We start from the raw sequence: 18,969 nt of genomic DNA, 5'->3' as shown, positions 1-18,969 counted from the left end.
ATGGAGCAGAAATATTTACAGCTGCTTGCAAAAGAGTATCCCACAATTCAGGCGGCCTGCAGTGAAATCGTGAATTTGAACGCGATCCGGCAGCTGCCTAAGGGAACAGAATACTTTTTCAGTGACCTGCACGGGGAGTATGAGGCGTTTCTTCATCTGCTGAAGAGCGCCTCCGGCGTGATCCGCGCCAAAATCAAACAGATATTTGACAATACCCTTTCAGAGGCGGAGCAGAACCAGCTGGCAAACCTGATCTATGAGCCGGAATCAGTGCTGAATTGTGTGGAGCTGTTCGGGCATCATGATTCCATGGAGGACTGGAAGCGCCTGACGATTTACCGGCTGGTGCTGGTCTGTAAAGAAGTTTCTTCCAAATATACCAGATCCAAGGTCAGAAAGAAGATGCCGCCTGCCTTTGCCTACATTATTGATGAGCTGCTTCATGTAAATTATGACGATGGCAATAAAAAGGTATATTATAACGAGATCATCCGCTCCATTATAGAGATAGACGGAGGGGACAAGTTTATTATTGCGTTATGTAAATTGATTCAGAACCTGGTGGTGGACAACCTGCATATCATAGGGGACATTTTTGACAGGGGGCCCAGGGCGGATATTATTATGAACGCGCTGGTTTCTTTTCATGATGTGGACGTGCAGTGGGGAAATCACGACATTTCCTGGATGGGAGCGGCTTCCGGCAACCGCGCGTTAATGGCTAATGTGGTGCGCATGGCCATCAGCTACAATAATTTTGACGTGTTGGAGGACGGCTACGGCATTAATCTCCGGCCTCTTTCTGCATTTGCTGCGGAGGTATACCGGGAGGACAGCTGCGAACGGTTCCTGCCCCACATTCTGGATGAGAATGAGTTTGACACCGTGGACGGCGATCTGGCGGCCAAGATGCACAAGGCTATGGCCGTGATCCAGTTTAAGCTGGAAGGGCAGATTCTGGAACGCCATCCGGAATACCGGATGGCTGACAGGTCTCTGCTGAAAGAGGTGGATTTCGGGGCGGGAACTGTAAAGGTGGACGGACAGATATATCCTATGCTGGACACCAGTTTTCCAACGGTAGACCCTGCCGGTCCCCTGAAGCTTTCCCGTGGGGAAGAGGACCTGATGAACGCCATATCCGCTTCTTTTGACCACAGTGAAGTGCTGCACCGCCATATCAAGTTTCTGTACAGCCACGGCGGTATGTATAAATGCGCCAATTCTAATCTCCTGTATCACGGGTGTATCCCCATGACCGCAGACGGGAATTTCGATACGATTGAATTTGACGGCCAGAAATACAGCGGAAAAGGGCTGCTGGATTTTCTGAACGGCCAGGTGCGGGCGGCCTATTTCCTGCCGAAGGAATCCCCCTGGTGGCAGGACGCCAGCGATTTCATGTGGTATCTCTGGTGCGGCCCCAAGTCTCCGCTGTTCGGAAAGAGCAAGCTGTCCGCGTTTGAACATTATTTCATTGAGGATGAAGCTGTCCATAAAGAAATATTAAATCCCTATTATAAACTGAGCCAGTCTGAGGAAGCGTGCTGCCGGATACTGGAAGAATTTGGCCTGGATCCGGAACACTCCCACATTATCAACGGCCATATGCCGGTGAAAATCAAAGACGGGGAGAGCCCGGTCAAGGCGAACGGCCGGCTATTTATCATAGACGGAGGGATTTCCAAGGCCTATCAGTCCAAAACAGGGATCGCAGGCTACACGCTGATCTTTAATTCCCATCACCTGGCGCTGGCGGAGCACAAGAATTATATGAACCAGGAACAGGCTCTGCGCCGGGATACGCCGGAAGTAAAGATCGTGGAACGGATGCGGTCGAGGCTGCGGGTGGCGGATACGGATATCGGAGCAGCGCTGGCGGCCCAGATAGAAGATCTGAAGGCGCTGGTAGCGGCTTACAAAGAGGGAGAGATTAAAGAGAAGATAGAATAGCGAAAAAGAAGGGGGCGGGGATATGAATCTTTGGGACAATATAAATGTATGGGGGATGATTTTAAAGGTGCTCGCGCTGACGGTATTTCTGGTAATGGCGGCAGCGCCGAACTTTTCCTGGGAGGTTCTGTTTGGCTGGCAGTGGAAAGACGCGAGACCAGCGGATGGGGCGGGCCGTATTATTCGTGTGATCGGAATTGTGGGAGCTGTGGTGATGTTTATTTGGATCTGTCTGGCCATCCAGATTGCAAAAGACCCTTATATGGTCTGATGTGATTATGAGGGGGTAAGCCATTCAGTAAATTGCAGCCTCGTTGATTGTGGTACTGGGCAAGCCATAACTGCAACAAGCCTATATGGTCGGACGGGTGTGGATTGACGCAGCAGGCGTAGCGTCCGCCGGCTGGCAGTTAAGGAATTATTGCAGAACGTAGAGGAAAAGAGAATGGAAGGAATAGATCATGTATTGCAACAGATATTGAATAGGCTGGATGGACTTGATTCTAAGGTGACTGATCTTCAGCTCACGCTTGAGAATGAAACTAATAAAAACATCCAGTTAATTGCTGAAGGGCATCTTGACTTAAACAGGAAGTCGGACGATTCTTTGAGGCTCGAGAATGAAAAGGAGATGCTATTGATCCGTGAGAATGAGCTGAGGAGGGTGAAAACAAAAATAGAGGAAATTGCATAACATAGTACATTTGTTTTGATTAACAAAACAGCTGGTTATGCTTTTGCTTTAGGGGGGATAAGGTATACAAAGACCAAATTAACCAGACAGCAAATGATATTGAAGCAGAAAAAACTAAAAGGAAATCCCAAATGGAAAAAGAAAAATTGCTGAATCATATTGCGCCGTGTTCTCTGCTTTGTTACACTTGTACCGCCTATGCAGAGGGAATAATATGTCAATCGGCTAATACATTATTACATCACTTGGATGGTATCTGTGAATTTAATCAAATACATAATTTAAGTTCTGTCAGCAATACAAAAACACTTCTAAACGAATTAGAGATGTATGGCGCAGGGCTTTGTTCAGGATGCCGTAACCGAACACATCATACGTGCAGTATTCAGGGATGCTTTATTTTGGAATGTACAAAGGAACATTTTGTTGATTTTTGCGGTGAGTGTAACGAATTTCCCTGCACTCAAACAAGAGGCATATTTGAGGATGAAGTGTACCAGAAATGGCTTAATGGAAATCAAGAAATTCATGATCATGGAATAGAACAATACTGGAACAGCCACTGTAAGGAATCTCATTATAATGCTTACAAAAGGGGAATATAAAGAAAACATCACAAATCCAGTATTCAATCCGCATACGCCTCGAATAGCTTCAGCATAATCAATCCAAAAAAACAGCAGAAAAAAGACAAGAAAAATCCGCAGCCAGAAAAAAGCCCGGGCAGGAGGAGGCAGAAAAAACGTAGGAGGGTATAGCCAAGAATTGGCATGGACCCTCCGGAGTTTCTTCTGCCTCCTCCCCGCGACTTGTGCGAAATGGCAGAGGAACCCAGGAAAACCTGCTGATTATTTCATGCAAGAATCCCGCTGTCCTTTACAGCCCCCACAGCCTTCTCCAATTCCGGCACAGGCAAGGTCAGCGCAAAACGCACATAACCCTCCCCCAGAGAGCCAAAGGCGCTGCCCGGAGTGCAGATCACACCGGAGCGGGACATCAGCTCTTCACAAAAAGCAGAGGAGGAAGAAAACCCTCCGGGAACCGGCGCCCATGCGAACATGGACCCCTCGCTGTCCGGAACCGGCCAGCCGATGGCTGTAAGGCCGCGGCAAAGAGCGTTTCTGCGCCGTTCATATTCCTCTGCCTGAGCCTTTACAGAATCCTGGGGCCCGGTGAGGGCGGCGATGGCAGCGTACTGGACCGGCAGGAAAATCCCGTAATCAATTTGAGAACGCAGCAGGCGGAATGCCCGTATGGCATCAGGATTGCCCAGAAGGAATGAAATCCGCGCTCCGGTCAGATTAAAAGTTTTGGATAGAGAATAAAATTCAGCGCCCACTTCGCATGCGCCCGGATGCTGCAGAAAAGAACCTCCGGTGCTGCCGTCGTAGACAATATCCGCATAAGCGTTGTCATGGAGAATGAAAATGTTATGTCTGCGCGCGAATGCGATCAGCTCGTCATAAAAGCTGTCCGGCGCCGCAGCGCAGACAGGGTTTAAGGGATAGGAGAGGATCATTACTTTTGCCGCCTGCGCGGTTTCTTCCGGGATGGATGATAAATCCGGCAGATATCCGTTTTCTGGTTTCAGCTCATAATATCCTATCTGCGCGCCGGAGAGAAAAGGGCCGGCTTCAAAAATGGGATAGCCGGGATTAGGAACCAGCACCAGGTCGCCGGGGTTGCAGAGCGCCAGGCAGATATGGGCCAGCCCCTCCTGGGAACCGCTCACTGTCATGATTTGGTTTGTATTCAGGGAAACGCCGAACCGTTTTTGGTAATATTCTGCGGCAGCCTCCAGCAGCTCCGGAAGATCCCGGAGAGAATATTTGTAATTTTCCGGATTGCGGCAGGCTTCTTCCATCGCCTGCATCACATGCGGGGCCGGAGGAAAGTCGGGCGTGCCCACGGACAGGTTGTAGATTGTCCTACCTTCCTTTAAAAGCTGTTCCTTCTTTTCATTCAAGGCTGAGAAAATGCCGGTCTGAAAGGATTTCAGCCGGTTTGAGAATAATATGTCCACCGCGGTACCTCCTTTGAATTATTTCGAGTATATCATATTCTTTTGCAAAAAAATTACTAAACTGGTTCGTGAAGGTTGACGAAATCTTCGGAAAAAGTTACAATAGATATAACCGGACATGTTCTGGGAGGTGAAAGAAAGGGGTTGTGAGAATGGGATACAGAATTTTAGAGATTGATCCGCTTTTGAAAAATTACGAGGGTGATATCAATCTGCGTATGGAGAACTATGCGCATAAGAAGGCTGAACTGCTTCCCGACGGAAGGCCGCTGACAGAGTTTGCCAACGGTCACCTGTATTTTGGGTTCCATCAGGAAAAAGGCGGCTGGTATTACAGGGAATGGGCTCCCGGTGCAGACGCTATGTATCTGGAGGGAGATTTCAACGGCTGGTCTCAGACTTCCCACCCGATGAAGAAACTGGATAACGGCAACTTTGAAATTTTTCTGCCCGGAAAAAACGCGCTGTGGAACGGCTGCCGCGTGAAAGCAGTGGTGCACCACGGCGGGAAGGTCCTGGAACGGATTCCGCTGTATGCTGCCAGGGTGGTGCAGGACCCGGAAACCTATCTCTGGTGTGCAGAAGTTTACGCGCCGGAGAAAAAATACCGTTGGAGGAAACGAGTATTTCACCCGAAAAAGCCGCTGATGATATATGAGTGCCATATCGGCATGGCTCAGGAGAAATATGGTATCGGGAGCTACGCGGAGTTCAGGGAAAATGTACTTCCCAGAATACAGGCGCTGGGATATAATACGATTCAGATTATGGCGGTGATGGAGCATCCTTATTATGGATCTTTCGGATACCAGGTGTCCAATTTCTTTGCCGCATCCTCCAGGTACGGCACCCCGGATGATCTGAAAGAGCTGATCGATACCGCCCACACCATGGGGATCGCGGTTTTGCTTGATGTGGTGCATTCCCATGCGGTGCGCAATACCAATGAAGGAATCAATGAATTTGACGGGACTACATATCAGTTTTTCCATGAAGGCCCGGCAGGAGACCATCAGGCCTGGGGAACCAAGCTTTTTAACTATGGCAAGAATGAGGTGCTGCATTTCCTGCTGTCCAACCTGAAATTCTGGATGACAGAATACCGCTTTGACGGATTCCGTTTTGACGGGGTGACCTCCATGCTGTATCACGATCATGGCCTGGGCAGCAGTTTTGATCATTATGATAAATATTTTTCATTGAATACGGACACAGAGGCTGTGACCTATCTGCAGCTGGCAAACGAGCTGATCAAAGAGGTGAACCCGGAAGCACTTTCTCTCGCGGAAGATACCTCCGCCATGCCGGGGCTCTGCCTCCCCATAGAGGACGGCGGCCTGGGATTTGATTACCGGCTTGCCATGGGAGAACCGGATCTGTGGGTGCGAACATTGAAAGAAGTCCCGGATGAAGACTGGGATATCTGGAATATCTGGTACGAACTCACCGGAAGAAGGCCGGAAGAGCCGGTGATCGGTTATGTGGAATCCCATGATCAGGCGCTGGTGGGAGATAAGACGGTGATGTTCCGGCTCTGCGATAAAGAGATGTACTGGAGCATGGAGAAAAAGACTCAGAACATGGTGATCGACCGGGGGATTGCCCTGCATAAGATGATCCGCCTGCTGACCATGAGCCTGGGCGGCGAAGGCTATCTGAATTTTATGGGCAACGAGTTCGGCCATCCGGAGTGGATTGATTTCCCCCGCCAGGGCAACGGCTGGAGCTACCATTACTGCAGGCGCCAGTGGAGTCTGGTGGAAAACCATGAGCTGAAATATGAGTGGCTGAATGAATTTGACAATGAGATGGTGCATTTTGCGGAGCAGTCTGAACTGCTGACCGGAGACGCTCATAATCTCTGGGTGCATCAGGGGGACAAAATACTGATGTACCAGAAGAAAGGCCGTGTATTCGCTTTTAACTTCAATCCGACCCGTTCCTTTGGAGGATATTTTATGCCGGTCAGGACAGAAGGAGATTATCGTGTCGTGCTGTCAACGGATGACCCTGAAGTTGGCGGGCAGGGCCGAATCTCCAGAGAAGTGGTCTACCATGCGGAGACGATTCCCGACGGACGGATTGGATTTCTGGTTTATCTTCCCAGCCGTACGGCTATGGTGCTGGAGCGGATTGGCAGCCAGCCGGGAAGAAAGAAAGCATCCGGAAGGAAAGCAGCAGCTTCCAAAGCATCGGCTGCCGCTAAAACACCAGCGGCCGGGAATCCGGCAGAAAAGCCCGGGGAGAAGAAGAAATGACTTCCTCTGAAGAAGCTGATCGGGCTTGAGACTGAGTAAAAAAGAGCAAATTTTCTCATACTGCATTGGAGCTGTTCCCGCACTTGATTGAAGTCCGGGACGGCTCCATTTTTGCAGGAATGAAGATGATTAGATTGCATAATTTTATGAGATTTGTTATAATACCAATAGTTAAACAACAAAACGTAGACATATAAGTCGAAAACAATCTGTTTATTTATATTTTTTGCTGTAAACAGGCAGATGACGAATAAGAAGGTAGAAAATGATAGCGCAAAAACAGGTTTTGATCGTAGAAGATAATGAAATTAACCGGATGATGCTGCGGGAAATCCTGTCTTCCGAGTATAGTGTACTGGAGGCGGAGAATGGACAGGCAGCTCTGGATGTGCTGAAAACGAACAGGGCGGACATTTCTTTGATTCTGCTGGATATTGTGATGCCTGTGATGGATGGGTATACGTTTCTTTCTATTATCAAAGCTGATGCAGTGTACTCGGCAATTCCTGTAATTGTAACTACCCAGAGCGACAGAGAATCCGATGAGGTGGCGGCTCTTTCCCATGGAGCTGCTGATTTTGTGGCCAAGCCCTATAAGCCGCAGGTGATTCTGCACAGGGTAGCGAGCATCATACATCTCCGGGAAACTGCTGCGATGGTAAACCAGTTTCAGTATGACCGGCTGACCGGACTTTACAGCAAGGAGTTTTTTTATCAGCGGGTGAGAGAGATCCTGCTTCAGCAGCCGGACCGCAGTTATGATATCATCTGCTCTGACATTGAAAATTTCAAACTGATCAATGATATTTTCGGCGTCCCGGCAGGAGACAAGCTTCTTTGCGGAGTCGCGGATATGTATTCCGAATTAGTAGGGGAAGAGGGAATCTGCGGGCGGTTTAACGCAGATCAGTTTGCCTGCCTGCTGGAGCACCAGGAGTATACGGATCAGTTGTTTGTCCAGGCGGAAGCACAGTTGAACGCACTCTCCAATACCAAGAGCGTTGTGGTGAAGTGGGGGATTTATCCGGTAAGGGACAGGGCTACATCTGTAGAGCAGATGTGCGACAGGGCCTTTTTGGCTGCGCACAGCATTAAGGGGCAGTATGCAAAACACTTTGCGGTATATGATGATAATCTCCGGAACAAGCTTTTGCGGGAACAGGCGATTACGGACAGTATGGAGAAGGCCCTGGCGGAAAAACAGTTCTTTATTTATCTGCAGCCCAAGTATACAATTCAGGATGACCGGCTGGCGGGAGCGGAGTCCCTGGTGCGCTGGAACCATCCGGAATGGGGATTCATGTCTCCTGCAGAGTTCATCCCTCTGTTTGAAAAAAACGGTTTTATTACCCGTCTGGACCAGTTCGTCTGGGTAGAAACCTGTAAAGTTTTGCGCAGGTGGCTGGATCAGGGATATCAGCCGATCCCCATTTCTGTGAATGTTTCCAGGGCGGACGTATACCAGGCGGATTTGGCGGATATCCTGCTGCGGCTGATCCAAAAATACAGCCTGCCGCCCTCTCTTCTTCATTTGGAAATTACGGAGAGCGCCTACACGGAAAATCCGGAGCAGATTATCCATACGGTGGGGAATCTGCGGGAATTGGGTTTTATCATAGAGATGGATGATTTTGGAACGGGATATTCTTCCTTGAACATGCTCAACAAAATGCCTTTGGATGTCTTAAAGCTGGATATGAAATTTATTCAAAGCGAAACGGCAAAACCCATAGACCAGGGAATTCTGCGTTTTATTATGGGACTGGCCCGGTGGATGAATCTGAGTGTGGTGGCGGAAGGCGTGGAGACCAGAGAACAGCTGGAACGCCTTCGGGATATTGGGTGTGATTATGTCCAGGGCTACTATTTTTCCAAGCCAATGCCCTGCAGGGAGTTCGAAATACTGGCTCAAAGTCTTGAGAGCCAGAGTACAGGCAGGGATGTCCGGGAAGAGGATAGGGATGATTGTGAAGAAGATTCCGGCGTCCTTCTGATTGTGGATGAAGATTCGGAATACCGGCGCCTGGCACGGGAAACTTTTCAGTGTGGATATCGGATCGAGGAGGCAGAAAATGCCGTACAGGCGATCCGATGTATCGTAAAGCATGAAAACAGAATTGCCGGAGTGATTTTAAGCTTGTCTCTCAGAGAAGAAGGCGGTTTTGCGGTTTTGGAGTATATTCAAAAAGAGAAAAAAATCTGGAATATTCCCGTGATTGTGTCGGGGCCTCAGGACGCTTTGCTGGAAGAAAAGGCTTTAATAATGGGAGCAGATGACTTTATCAGCCGTCCTTATACCCAAAAGAGCTTATGGAAACGGCTGGCGCGTGTCAGGGCGGCGGCTGTGGTCCGGGAGCGGGAGCGCAGACTGCACAGTGAAGCGTACCGGGATTATCTTACGGGGCTGCTGAACCGGAGGGGGCTCCATGTGGCGGAGGAGGCTCTGAGAAGAGAGGAGGGGCCTTTTGCGGTATATCTTTTTGATCTGGATAATCTGAAAGAGGTCAATGATAAATTGGGCCATGCCGAAGGGGATCGGATGATCCGTGATTTCGGCTCTCTGCTTCGCGCCCATTCCAGGGAAACGGACATACTGGCCCGGTATGGCGGGGATGAATTCGCTGTAATACTGAAACGGATGGGATCAGAGGAAGCTGCCCTCAGAAAAGGAAATGAGATATGCCGGGCATTTCGGGATAATTGCGGCAGAGGGAAGATTACTGTTACATGTTCTGCCGGCATTGTGGTCTGCCGGGAAACGGAGATGTCTGTAGAGAAAATGCTTGCCAGGGCTGATGAGGCGCTTTATAAAACAAAATCAGATCAAAAAGGCTGCTGCTGCATGTGGAAAGGATAGAGGATTTATGAATTTTGGAATTACAGCGGAGGAAACCGCACAGCAATTCTGCCGCGCGTGGTTTGAACTGTGCGATGCCGACAAGGCAGCGGATTTTCTGGAAGAGGATGTGAGCTTTGTTGGGACCGGCCAGGAGGAGCTGGCCCTTGGGAAGGAGCATCTGAAGCAGTATATCAGAGAGGATATACTGGAAATGAAAGAGCCTTTTATCTGCAGTCTCAGGAGGATTTTCAGCCAGTCACTTTCAAATAAATGCTGCCATATTTCTATGGAAATGAAGTTGAAAAACTCTATATATTCCTGGTCTCTGCGCGTGTTTTTTATCCTGACCTGTGAAAATGGACTGGAGTGGAAAATCAGAAGCTTTCATGCCGCGGAGCCCGGAGGAAGCCAGAGGGATAAAGAGCATTATCCCCATACTCTGGTGATTGAAAGTATTGTCAGACAGCGTCAGGAACTGCTGAATGAATCTTTTCCCGGCGGAATGATGGGCGGATACATAGAGGAAGGTTATCCTTTTTATTTTATCAATCAAAAGATGCTGGACTATCTGGGATATTGCAGTGAAGATGAATTTATGAAGGATACTGCCGGATTGATTTCAAACTGTATGCATCCGGAGGACAGGTGCGAAGTGGACCGCCGGGTTGCCGGCCAGCTTGCGGAGAGCGGCGAATATGTAGTGGAATACCGGATGAAAAAGAAGGACGGTTCATATATCTGGGTCCATGATCTGGGGCGCAGAACCACGGCAGAGGATGGGAGATATGCAATTTCGTCGGTGTGTATTGATATTACGGCCCAGAAGCAGGCCCAGGAGGAGGTGCTCCGGCTTTATAACAATATTCCCGGCGCTGTATTTCGATGCCGGTATGATAAAGACCTCTCTATTATTGACGCAAACGACGGTTTTTTTGAGTTTTTAGGCTACGGCAGGGAAGAATTTGCCGCGCTGGGGAACTGTATGGCTGCAGTGATCTGTCCGGATGATATGGAGAGGCTGAGGGTGCAGCTGAAGGTGCAGATAGGAAAGGGCAGCAGCATTCAGGCAGAACACAGGCTGATTTGTAAAGACGGTACGGTAAAGTGGGCGTCTGCGAAAGCCCAGCTATTTGTAGAGGATGGAGAACCCTATTTTTACTGTGTATTTGTGGATGTGACAGAGGAAAAACGGCTGCAGATCCGGATAAAAGAACTGTATGAACAGGAACTGGCTTATTTTGCGGAGCTGGCCTCTGAGCGGAGCAGCATACAGGGTACGATAAATGTCAGCCAGGGAAGGCTGGAAACCTATCTTTCCAGTTCAGATGTGGCTGTGGCCCAGGTAGGTGATTCTTATGAGAATACAGTTCTGAGCCTGGCAGGTTCGGCGGCGGATCCTGCTAAAGGGGATGAGATATGCAGGAGCCTTGCGAGAAAAAAAGTGCTGGATGACTATGCTTCCGGCAGAGTGGATTACCAGTTTGAATTCCTGAGAAGGAAGAACAATGGAAGCGTATTCTGGGGAAGCACCAGGCTGCGCTCCTGCCTGAATCCCGAGAGCGGGGACGTGATTATGTTCTTCTACACAGTGGATATTACAGAACAGAAACTTCAGTCCCAGCTTCTCAATAAAATTGCAGATCTGGATTATGACAACATCATGGATCTGGATATTCCTCAGGGCACTTACCAGGTAATCTCTCTGCCAAACAGCAAAAAGATCAGCATTCCTCAGAATGGGAATTTCATCAGAGAGGCAAGAAAAGTAGCGGACAGCCAGTTGGAAAAAAAGGACCGGGAGGAGTATCTGACGAAGCTGAGCTACGAATATATGGAGCAGGAACTCTCAGAACAGGATGCCTATAGTTTTGTAATTGAAATGCGGGATGAGGCGGGAGATCTGAGAGTTAAGCGTTTCCAGGTTTTTTATATTAGTAAAGAACTGAAAAGGGTATGTATTGCCCGCACGGATCTGACAGATATTGTGCGGCAGGAACAGCGGCAGAAAGAAGAGCTTGCCGCTGCGCTGGTGGCTGCGGAACAGGCAAATGCGGCGAAAACAGATTTCCTGTCCAGGATGAGCCATGAGATACGCACCCCGATGAATGCTATCATCGGCATGAGCGCCATTGCTGCCCAGGGGATCGGGGACGACGAACTGGTAGAGGACTGTATTTCTAAAATTGGGATTTCTTCCCGTTTTTTGTTGTCTTTAATTAACGATATCTTGGATATGAGCAGGATCGAGAGCGGAAAAATGCTGCTGAAAAATGAGAAGATCCCGGTGGAGGAATTCCTGAGCGGGATAAACTCCATCTGCTTTGCCCAGGCGGCGGCAAAAGGCGTGGAATATGAATGCATTGTGGACCCTGTGCTGGACGATTATTATATCGGGGATGCGATGAAGCTGCAGCAGGTTCTGATCAATATTATGAGCAATGCCATAAAATTTACGGGAGAAGGCGGAAAGGTCACTTTTTCCGCGTACCAGAGGCATAAGACGAAAAATGACGCAGTGCTTCGTTTTATTGTGAATGACACAGGCATTGGCATGAGCGAGGAGTTTCTTCCTCATATTTTCGAGCCCTTCTCTCAGGAATCCACTGGAACAACAGCCCTCTACGGGGGAACCGGGCTGGGGCTTGCGATCTGCAAAAATATTGTGGATATGATGGACGGAAAAATCACAGTGCGTTCGATTAAGGGGATCGGCACAGAGTTTACTGTGGATGTGAAGCTGGGGATTACGGAAGAAGAAAAACAGCGCCACAGGCAGAAGAAGCAGAATTATAGCTTTTCCCATCTGAAAACACTGGTTGTGGACGATGATGTGGCAGTATGTGAGAGCGCTGTGGTGACGCTGCATGAAATGGGCGTAAGCGCCGAGTGGGTGGACAGCGGCTATAAAGCGGTGGAAAGGGTGAAAACCCTCTGGAATGAGAAAAAATATTACGATATGATCCTGATCGACTGGAAGATGCCGGAAATGGATGGAATAGAAACGGCCAGAAGGATCCGGGCGATTGTGGGGCCGGAGGTTACCATCATCATCATGACCGCTTATGATTGGGCTTCCATTGAGCATGAGGCGAAACTGGCAGGAGTGAATCTGCTGATGAGCAAACCTATGTTCAAGTCCAGTCTTGTATCAGCCTTCTCCAGAGCCATGGGGGAAAAGGAAGAGCAGCTTCAGCGGGCGGAAATACCGGATTATGACTTTACAGGAAAACGTGTGCTGCTGGCTGAAGACAATGCGATCAATACTGAGGTGGCGGTGCTGCTGCTGAAGAGTAAAGGGTTTTCAGTGGATACGGCAGAAAACGGTTTGCGTGCAATGGAGATGTTCAGCAAGTCTGAGGCTGGCTGGTACAGCGCTATTTTGATGGATATCCGCATGCCGCTGATGGATGGCCTGACTGCGGCTTCCAACATCCGGCATCTCAGCAACGCCGATGCGGAAAACATACCGATTATCGCTATGACAGCGAATGCATTTGATGATGATATAGAAAAAAGCAAAGCAGCAGGAATGGTGGCCCATTTGGCAAAACCGATTGATCCGGAGAAACTGTATCAGACGCTTTATGATTTTATTTTCAGAGGGGAGGATTAAATGCCATGGGCAATTTCCGGGAAGAGTTTGAGGCATACGGAGCAGATTATGAAACAACAATGGCACGTTTTATGGGAAATGAAGCGTTGTATCTGAGATGCCTGGAAATGCTTTTCCAGGATGAGAATCTCCGGAGGCTGGGAGCGGCCCTGGATGAAGGTGATCTGTCAGGCGCTTTTGAAGCGGCGCACACGCTTAAAGGAGTGGCGGGCAACCTAGGACTGACGCCTCTTTATGAAGCAGTCTGCGGACTTGTGGAGCCTCTTCGTGCCGGCGAAGATGGAGCGTGTCTGGAACTGTATGAAGAGGTCTGCCTGGAATTCCAGAAAGCGGAGCTGTTCAGGGAACTACTGAGGAGGTAATCAATATGGCGCAGGAAAGAGAATTTTCTCAGTCCGCGGAGGAAGAAAAACGGGAGAAAGAACGTCTGATCAATTCTGTTCCCGGCGGAGTTGCCAGCTTTCGCATGGAAGGAGGGCGCTTCATTCCTGTCTTTTTTTCAGACGGAGTATCAGCTCTTTCCGGCCACACGAGAGAAGAGATTAAGGCTGTCTGGGGAGATGATATTTTTCAGGAGATTATCTATGGGCCGGACAGGAAAAGGGTTGCGGCAGCAATGAAGGCTGCGCTGGCCAGCGGAGAAATCCTGGATATTTCTTTCCGGGTGATTCATAAGAGCGGAGAATTGATCTGGGTTCATCTCAATGGTCAGAGAGCGGACCTGGATTCCGGCGAGGCGAGATTTGATGCGGTTTTTATCGGTATATCTGAAGAAACCAGGCTGTTTCAGAGTATTGCCAATGAAACTGCTGATGGAATTTATGTCATTGCGAAAGCAAATTATGATCTGTTGTATTCGAATGAATCCAAAACTCTGTTCCGCAGACCGGAAGAGAGAAGCGGCCAGAAATGCTATGAATTTCTGCTGGGGAAGACGGAGCCCTGTTCATTCTGTACATTTCAGGAGGCAGGGGAAGCACAGACTGTGCCGTTTGAAATCGGGGGAAGGTATTACAGCATACGATCCCGGGAAACAAGCTGGAATGGAACTCCGGCCTGGGTCAAGTATGTCCGGGACGTGACTGAGGAGATTTGCGTTCAAAAGGAAAAGGAGCGGCTGGAACAATATTTTCAGACTGTAATAAAAAATCTTCCCGGCGGAGTGGCGGTGGTCCGCTATGAGAAAGACGGCAGCATGCAGCCCGAATTTTTATCAGACGGATTTGCGGCCATGACGGGTATGACTATGGAGGAAGCCTGGGAGCTGTACAGCAGAGACGCGATGGCCGGGGTTCATCCGTCCGATATGCAGCATGTGAAAGAAGAAATGGACCGTTTTGTTGCCAGCGGAGAAAATCAGTGTGAAATAATATACCGGCTGAAAAAGGGAGACGGAAGCTATCTCTGGGTCAAAAATACGCTGACTGTGATTCAGAGCGAGGGCGGAGAAAACAAAGTTTATGCCGGGTATCATGATATGACCAGGGAGATGGAGGAACGGGAACTGCTTCGAAGGCAGTATAATGATCTGATCATCCAGCATTACCGTACCCCGGGGCCCAATGCGCTGATTGTGGGGCACTGCAATGTTACCCGGAATAAGATTCTGGAAATCCTGGATTATACGGATTCCGGCCTGCTTCAAAGTTTTGGAACGGAGCGGGAGGAATTTTTCAGAGGCCTTTCCGGGCTGGTACAGGGAGAAGAAGAGCGTCAGGAATTTCTGGACGCTTTTCTGAATGCGCCTACGCTGGCTGCATACAACAGGAATGAAACAGAACTGGTCAGAGACTTTTTTATCAGGCTGCCCCGGGAGAAGCAGGGACGGTATGTACAGTTTAAGGTGAACCTGGTAGAAACGCCTGACAGCGGGGACATCACTGGAATCCTCACTGTATCCGACACGACAGAGCAGATGATTTCTGGCCTGATCCTGAATCAGTTATCCGTAGCCAGCTATGATTTAGTAGTTGACCTGGATCTGAACGAAGACTGTTACACAGTACTCTCCTGTAAGAAAGAAAGCGGAAGCATTCCAAAGCAGCAGGGAAAACATTCACAGCGGGTGTATCACTTGCTGAAGGAACAGATTCTTCCCAAGGACAGGGAACATACGGCAAGGATGCTGGACAAGCAGTATATGGTCCGAAAGCTGGAAGAAGAGGGGAGCTATTCCTTCTCTTATGCTGTTGCGGGAGACAATGGGAAAATTTTCACCAAGAACCTGACCATCTGCCCCATAGACCTGAGGATCGGGAGGGTATGCCTGGCAAGGGCAGATATCACTGATTCTGTGCGGGAACAGCAGGGGCTGCTGAATGTAATTGCATATACTTTTGAACTGCTGGCTCTGATTGATGCAGAACAGAACAGGATGACGCTGTACACCAGAGAGACGGTTCTGGAGAATTTATCCCCTTTTGTGGTGGAAAATTATAATAATTACCTGGACAGGCTGGCAGATTTCTATGATTCCGGAGAAGGAGGGGAACAAATAGCAGAAAAATTCAGTCTGGAAGCCATGAAGAAACAGTTGGAGGAAAAACCTTCCGGATATGATTTTGTCCTGCCCTGTGTTTCTGACGGAAAACTGCGGTATAAGCAGATTAATGTACTTTGGGGAGACAGGAGCCATAAGACCGTCTGCATGGTGCGCGCGGATGTGACAGATATGCTTTCTGCTGAAAGGGAGACGAAAAAGGCTCTGGTAGCGGCGCTGAAGCAGGCAGAGGAAGCCAACCGTGCAAAAAGTGAGTTTTTGTCTTCTATGAGCCACGATATCCGCACGCCTCTGAATGCGGTTATGGGGATGACCGCGCTGGCCACAGCTCATCTGGACAGCCGTGAAAGGGTTGAAAACTGCCTTAAAAAAATCTCGCTTTCCTCCAGGCATCTGCTGAGCCTGGTAAATGATATTCTGGATATGAGCAAAATTGAACGGTCCGGGATTCCGCTGAACCGGATGGAGATTTATCTGCCGGAGCTGATGGAGCAGATTTCCGCGATTATGCTGCCCCAGGCCAGAGCCGGAGGCCTGGAATTTATAATCCGCACAGAAGGAGTCCGGCGCCTGCATTTTTATGGAGATGCGCTACGCATCAACCAGATCCTGATCAATATTTTGGGAAATGCAGTGAAATTCACGCCGGAAGGAGGCCGGGTGATATTTTCTGCCGAAGAGATACTCCCTGCCCGGAAAGAGGGATATGTTCGTTATTGTTTTACGGTCAGCGATACGGGGATCGGGATGCCGGAAGAGCTGCTGGACAGGGTTTTTGATCCTTTTGTGCGCAGCCGCAGCGCGACCAGGGTGGAAGGCACCGGCCTGGGCCTGAGCATTACAAAGGGGCTGGTAGATCTGATGGGAGGAGAAATTTCAGTGGAGAGCGCTGTGGGGAGCGGGACGGTGTTCCGTGTTGAACTGGAATGTGAAGAGGCTCCCGAAACCAGAAAAGAAGATGGCCAACGTGTGGAAGCTGAAAGAGAATACGCGGGTAAGAAGCTGGATGGCCGGCATTTTCTGGTGGCGGAGGATAATGCGATTAATGCGGAGATCCTCTGTGAACTCTTAGAAATGAACGGCGCTGAGGTTACCTTGAGGATGGATGGGGAAAAAGCGCTGAATGCATTCAGTGAGACAGCGCCCGGAACATTTGATGCTGTGCTCATGGATATCCAGATGCCTGTGATGAACGGATATGAGGCCTGCAGGGCGATCCGGGGCCTGCAGAGGCCGGACGCGGCGGAGATACCGGTGATTGCCATGACCGCCAATGCTTTTGCGGAGGACATACAGGCTTCTCTGGAGGCCGGTATGAACGGCCATGTAGCAAAACCCATTGACCTGCAGGTCCTTTGGTCAACACTGAACTCAATATTAATAAAACCTGCGGACAGCTGAAGAAAAGCGCGCGCCGGAATCAGATCAGTTTCCGGCGCGCGCTTTTTAATCATGCGGTATTCAGCTGATAGAGCTTCCAGAGCCCTTTCAGCAGCAAATCCTCGTCATAAATGATTTGCTGACGGCAATAGGGGAGGATAAAACGGGCCAGCCCTCCGGTGGCGATTATTTCAGCATCTTCTCCCAATTCAGATTTCAGCCGGCGGGCGATACCGTCCACCATGGAAGCTGTGCCAAAAACGATCCCGCTTTTCATGCTGTCCACCGTATTGGTACCGATGGCGCGGGGGGGAGCTTCCAGGCTGATGCCGGGAAGCTGGGAGGTGTGCAGCGTCAGGGAATCCAGAGAGACCCGGATGCCGGGACAGATAATGCCGCCAAGATAATTTTGATCCCGGTCAATCGCGGAAATGGTGGTAGCAGTACCCATATCAAAAATAATCAGAGGCGCGGGATATTGGGACAGGGCTCCCACTGCATCCACAATCCTGTCGCTGCCCAGAGAGGAGGGGCTGTCCACCAGCAGGGAAATCCCGGTATTCATGGAGGGTGAGACCTGCAGGATCTTCCGGCCCAGCAGCAGTTCCGCAGAACGCTTGACTGTATTGGAAATCTGGGGAACGACAGAGGTAAGAATCCCGCCTTCCAGCGAACGGGGGGTAAGGCCGTGCAGTTCCAGAATATTCTTGAAATCAATGGCATATTCCAGCTCTGTTTTATGGCGGTTGGTGGAGAGGCGTTCCACAAAACAGACTTTCCCTCCCTCCAGGCCTCCGGCTACAATGTTGGAATTGCCGATGTCTATTGCTAATATCATTGCTTTCCCCTCCTCTTGTTCTGGCGGATATTTTTTTCGTAAATGCAGAGAAGGCCTTTCAGCATCAGCCCGTCGTCATAGAGCACAGGCCTCTCGCAGAGAGGGATCACAGCCTGGGCCGGTGCTCCGGTTGCGATGACGGTGGCAGTTTCCCCCAGTTCTTCTTCAATCCGCTGGATCATGCCGTCCAGAAGCGCCGCAGTGCCGGCGACAGCGCCGCTTTGCATACATTCAGTGGTATTTTTTCCAATCAGATGCCGGGGAGTTTCCAGACTGATTTTGGGAAGCTGGGAAGTGCAGTAAGCCAGGTGGTCCAGCGCTCCCCTGACGCCGGGGACGATCACATTGCCCACATACCGTCCCTGCTTGTCAATAGCAGAGATGGTAGTGGCCGTGCCCATATCGATCATGATGATAGGCAGAGGGTACTGCCGGATGGCCGCCACTGCATTTACCACCATATCGCTGCCCAGCTGGGCCGGGTTATCAATGGCGATGTTCAGGCCTGTTTTCAGCCCCGGCCCCACCAGCCTGACCTCTCCTGGGATCAGCCTTTTCACAGCGCGGCGCATAGTGTCGGAGAGCTGGGGAACCACGGAAGAAATAATCCCCCCCGTTACAGCTTCGGGACTGATTTGATGCAGTTCCATGGCATTTTTCAGTGTGATGGCATACTCCAGCTCTGTTTTGCTCAGATTGGTGGAAAGCTGTTCCAGAAAATAGATGTTTTCTGTATCCACGCAGCCGACGGCGATGCTGGAATTGCCGATATCGATAGCCAGAATCATGGCGCGTCTCCTTTCGATGGATGCGTATCCTTGTCAACTGAGGGTATTATATCAAATGGGCCGCTATATTGCAAATAAAAGGA

The 18,969-nt window shown here is 49.7% G+C and carries 12 protein-coding genes; 9 read left to right on the top strand and 3 right to left on the bottom strand.

What is annotated here, in order from left to right:
• The 4 genes from EV209_RS03445 (at position 1) to EV209_RS03430 (ending at position 3,252) form a co-directional block, all read left to right on the top strand.
• Complete coding sequence (locus tag EV209_RS03445) at positions 1-1,953, top strand: fructose-1,6-bisphosphatase (protein ID WP_130433067.1); 1,953 nt, start codon at positions 1-3, stop codon at positions 1,951-1,953.
• A 22-nt stretch (positions 1,954-1,975) separates the two neighbouring features.
• Positions 1,976-2,224 (top strand): DUF6199 family natural product biosynthesis protein, encoded by a 249-nt coding sequence (locus tag EV209_RS03440; RefSeq protein ID WP_130433065.1) that lies wholly within the window; start codon positions 1,976-1,978, stop codon positions 2,222-2,224.
• A gap of 150 nt (positions 2,225-2,374) precedes the next feature.
• Positions 2,375-2,647: a hypothetical protein gene (locus tag EV209_RS03435; protein WP_243647479.1), complete on the top strand. Its 273-nt coding sequence runs from the start codon at positions 2,375-2,377 to the stop codon at positions 2,645-2,647.
• A 131-nt stretch (positions 2,648-2,778) separates the two neighbouring features.
• Complete coding sequence (locus tag EV209_RS03430) at positions 2,779-3,252, top strand: DUF3795 domain-containing protein (RefSeq protein ID WP_130433061.1); 474 nt, start codon at positions 2,779-2,781, stop codon at positions 3,250-3,252.
• Between the two features lie 248 nt (positions 3,253-3,500).
• On the opposite strand, the gene EV209_RS03425 is transcribed toward EV209_RS03430, so the two are convergent.
• A complete protein-coding gene (locus EV209_RS03425; protein ID WP_130433059.1) occupies positions 3,501-4,670 on the bottom strand; it encodes an aminotransferase class I/II-fold pyridoxal phosphate-dependent enzyme in 1,170 nt (389 codons plus the stop codon).
• A gap of 152 nt (positions 4,671-4,822) precedes the next feature.
• Between EV209_RS03425 and EV209_RS03420 the strand changes: the two genes are divergently transcribed.
• The 5 genes from EV209_RS03420 (at position 4,823) to EV209_RS03400 (ending at position 17,281) form a co-directional block, all read left to right on the top strand.
• Positions 4,823-6,928, top strand: coding sequence for an alpha-amylase family glycosyl hydrolase (locus tag EV209_RS03420; RefSeq protein ID WP_130433057.1), 2,106 nt, complete (start codon positions 4,823-4,825; stop codon positions 6,926-6,928).
• A gap of 265 nt (positions 6,929-7,193) precedes the next feature.
• On the top strand, positions 7,194-9,785 hold the full coding sequence (locus EV209_RS03415; protein ID WP_130433055.1) for an EAL domain-containing protein: 2,592 nt from the start codon (positions 7,194-7,196) through the stop codon (positions 9,783-9,785).
• 7 nt (positions 9,786-9,792) lie between these two features.
• On the top strand, positions 9,793-13,380 hold the full coding sequence (locus EV209_RS03410) for a response regulator (protein WP_130433053.1): 3,588 nt from the start codon (positions 9,793-9,795) through the stop codon (positions 13,378-13,380).
• 5 nt (positions 13,381-13,385) lie between these two features.
• Positions 13,386-13,742 carry an Hpt domain-containing protein gene (locus tag EV209_RS03405; RefSeq protein WP_130433051.1) on the top strand — a complete coding sequence of 119 codons (357 nt, stop codon included), beginning with the start codon at positions 13,386-13,388 and terminating at the stop codon, positions 13,740-13,742.
• 5 nt (positions 13,743-13,747) lie between these two features.
• A complete protein-coding gene (locus tag EV209_RS03400) occupies positions 13,748-17,281 on the top strand; it encodes an ATP-binding protein (RefSeq protein ID WP_130433049.1) in 3,534 nt (1,177 codons plus the stop codon).
• Between the two features lie 49 nt (positions 17,282-17,330).
• Here EV209_RS03400 and EV209_RS03395 read toward each other — a convergent pair whose 3' ends face one another.
• A complete protein-coding gene (locus EV209_RS03395) occupies positions 17,331-18,098 on the bottom strand; it encodes a type III pantothenate kinase (protein ID WP_130433047.1) in 768 nt (255 codons plus the stop codon).
• Positions 18,095-18,886 carry a type III pantothenate kinase gene (locus EV209_RS03390; protein WP_130433045.1) on the bottom strand — a complete coding sequence of 264 codons (792 nt, stop codon included), beginning with the start codon at positions 18,884-18,886 and terminating at the stop codon, positions 18,095-18,097. Before EV209_RS03390 ends, EV209_RS03395 begins: the two co-directional genes overlap by 4 nt.
• Positions 18,887-18,969: the final 83 nt, after the last annotated feature.

Source organism: Cuneatibacter caecimuris, from assembly GCF_004216775.1.
In the GTDB taxonomy this organism is placed as follows: domain Bacteria; phylum Bacillota; class Clostridia; order Lachnospirales; family Lachnospiraceae; genus Cuneatibacter; species Cuneatibacter caecimuris.
This window is presented reverse-complemented; position numbering and strand designations above follow the sequence as displayed.

What these genes read in the sequence shown, in the direction of transcription:
- EV209_RS03445 (WP_130433067.1), top strand. Translation starts at nt 1, where the DNA reads ATGGAGCAGAAATATTTACAGCTGCTTGCAAAAGAGTATCCCACAATT.
- EV209_RS03440 (WP_130433065.1), top strand. Translation starts at nt 1,976, where the DNA reads ATGAATCTTTGGGACAATATAAATGTATGGGGGATGATTTTAAAGGTG.
- EV209_RS03430 (WP_130433061.1), top strand. Translation starts at nt 2,779, where the DNA reads ATGGAAAAAGAAAAATTGCTGAATCATATTGCGCCGTGTTCTCTGCTT.
- EV209_RS03420 (WP_130433057.1), top strand. Translation starts at nt 4,823, where the DNA reads ATGGGATACAGAATTTTAGAGATTGATCCGCTTTTGAAAAATTACGAG.
- EV209_RS03415 (WP_130433055.1), top strand. Translation starts at nt 7,194, where the DNA reads ATGATAGCGCAAAAACAGGTTTTGATCGTAGAAGATAATGAAATTAAC.
- EV209_RS03410 (WP_130433053.1), top strand. Translation starts at nt 9,793, where the DNA reads ATGAATTTTGGAATTACAGCGGAGGAAACCGCACAGCAATTCTGCCGC.
- EV209_RS03405 (WP_130433051.1), top strand. Translation starts at nt 13,386, where the DNA reads ATGGGCAATTTCCGGGAAGAGTTTGAGGCATACGGAGCAGATTATGAA.
- EV209_RS03400 (WP_130433049.1), top strand. Translation starts at nt 13,748, where the DNA reads ATGGCGCAGGAAAGAGAATTTTCTCAGTCCGCGGAGGAAGAAAAACGG.
- EV209_RS03395 (WP_130433047.1), bottom strand. Translation starts at nt 18,098, where the DNA reads ATGATATTAGCAATAGACATCGGCAATTCCAACATTGTAGCCGGAGGC.
- EV209_RS03390 (WP_130433045.1), bottom strand. Translation starts at nt 18,886, where the DNA reads ATGATTCTGGCTATCGATATCGGCAATTCCAGCATCGCCGTCGGCTGC.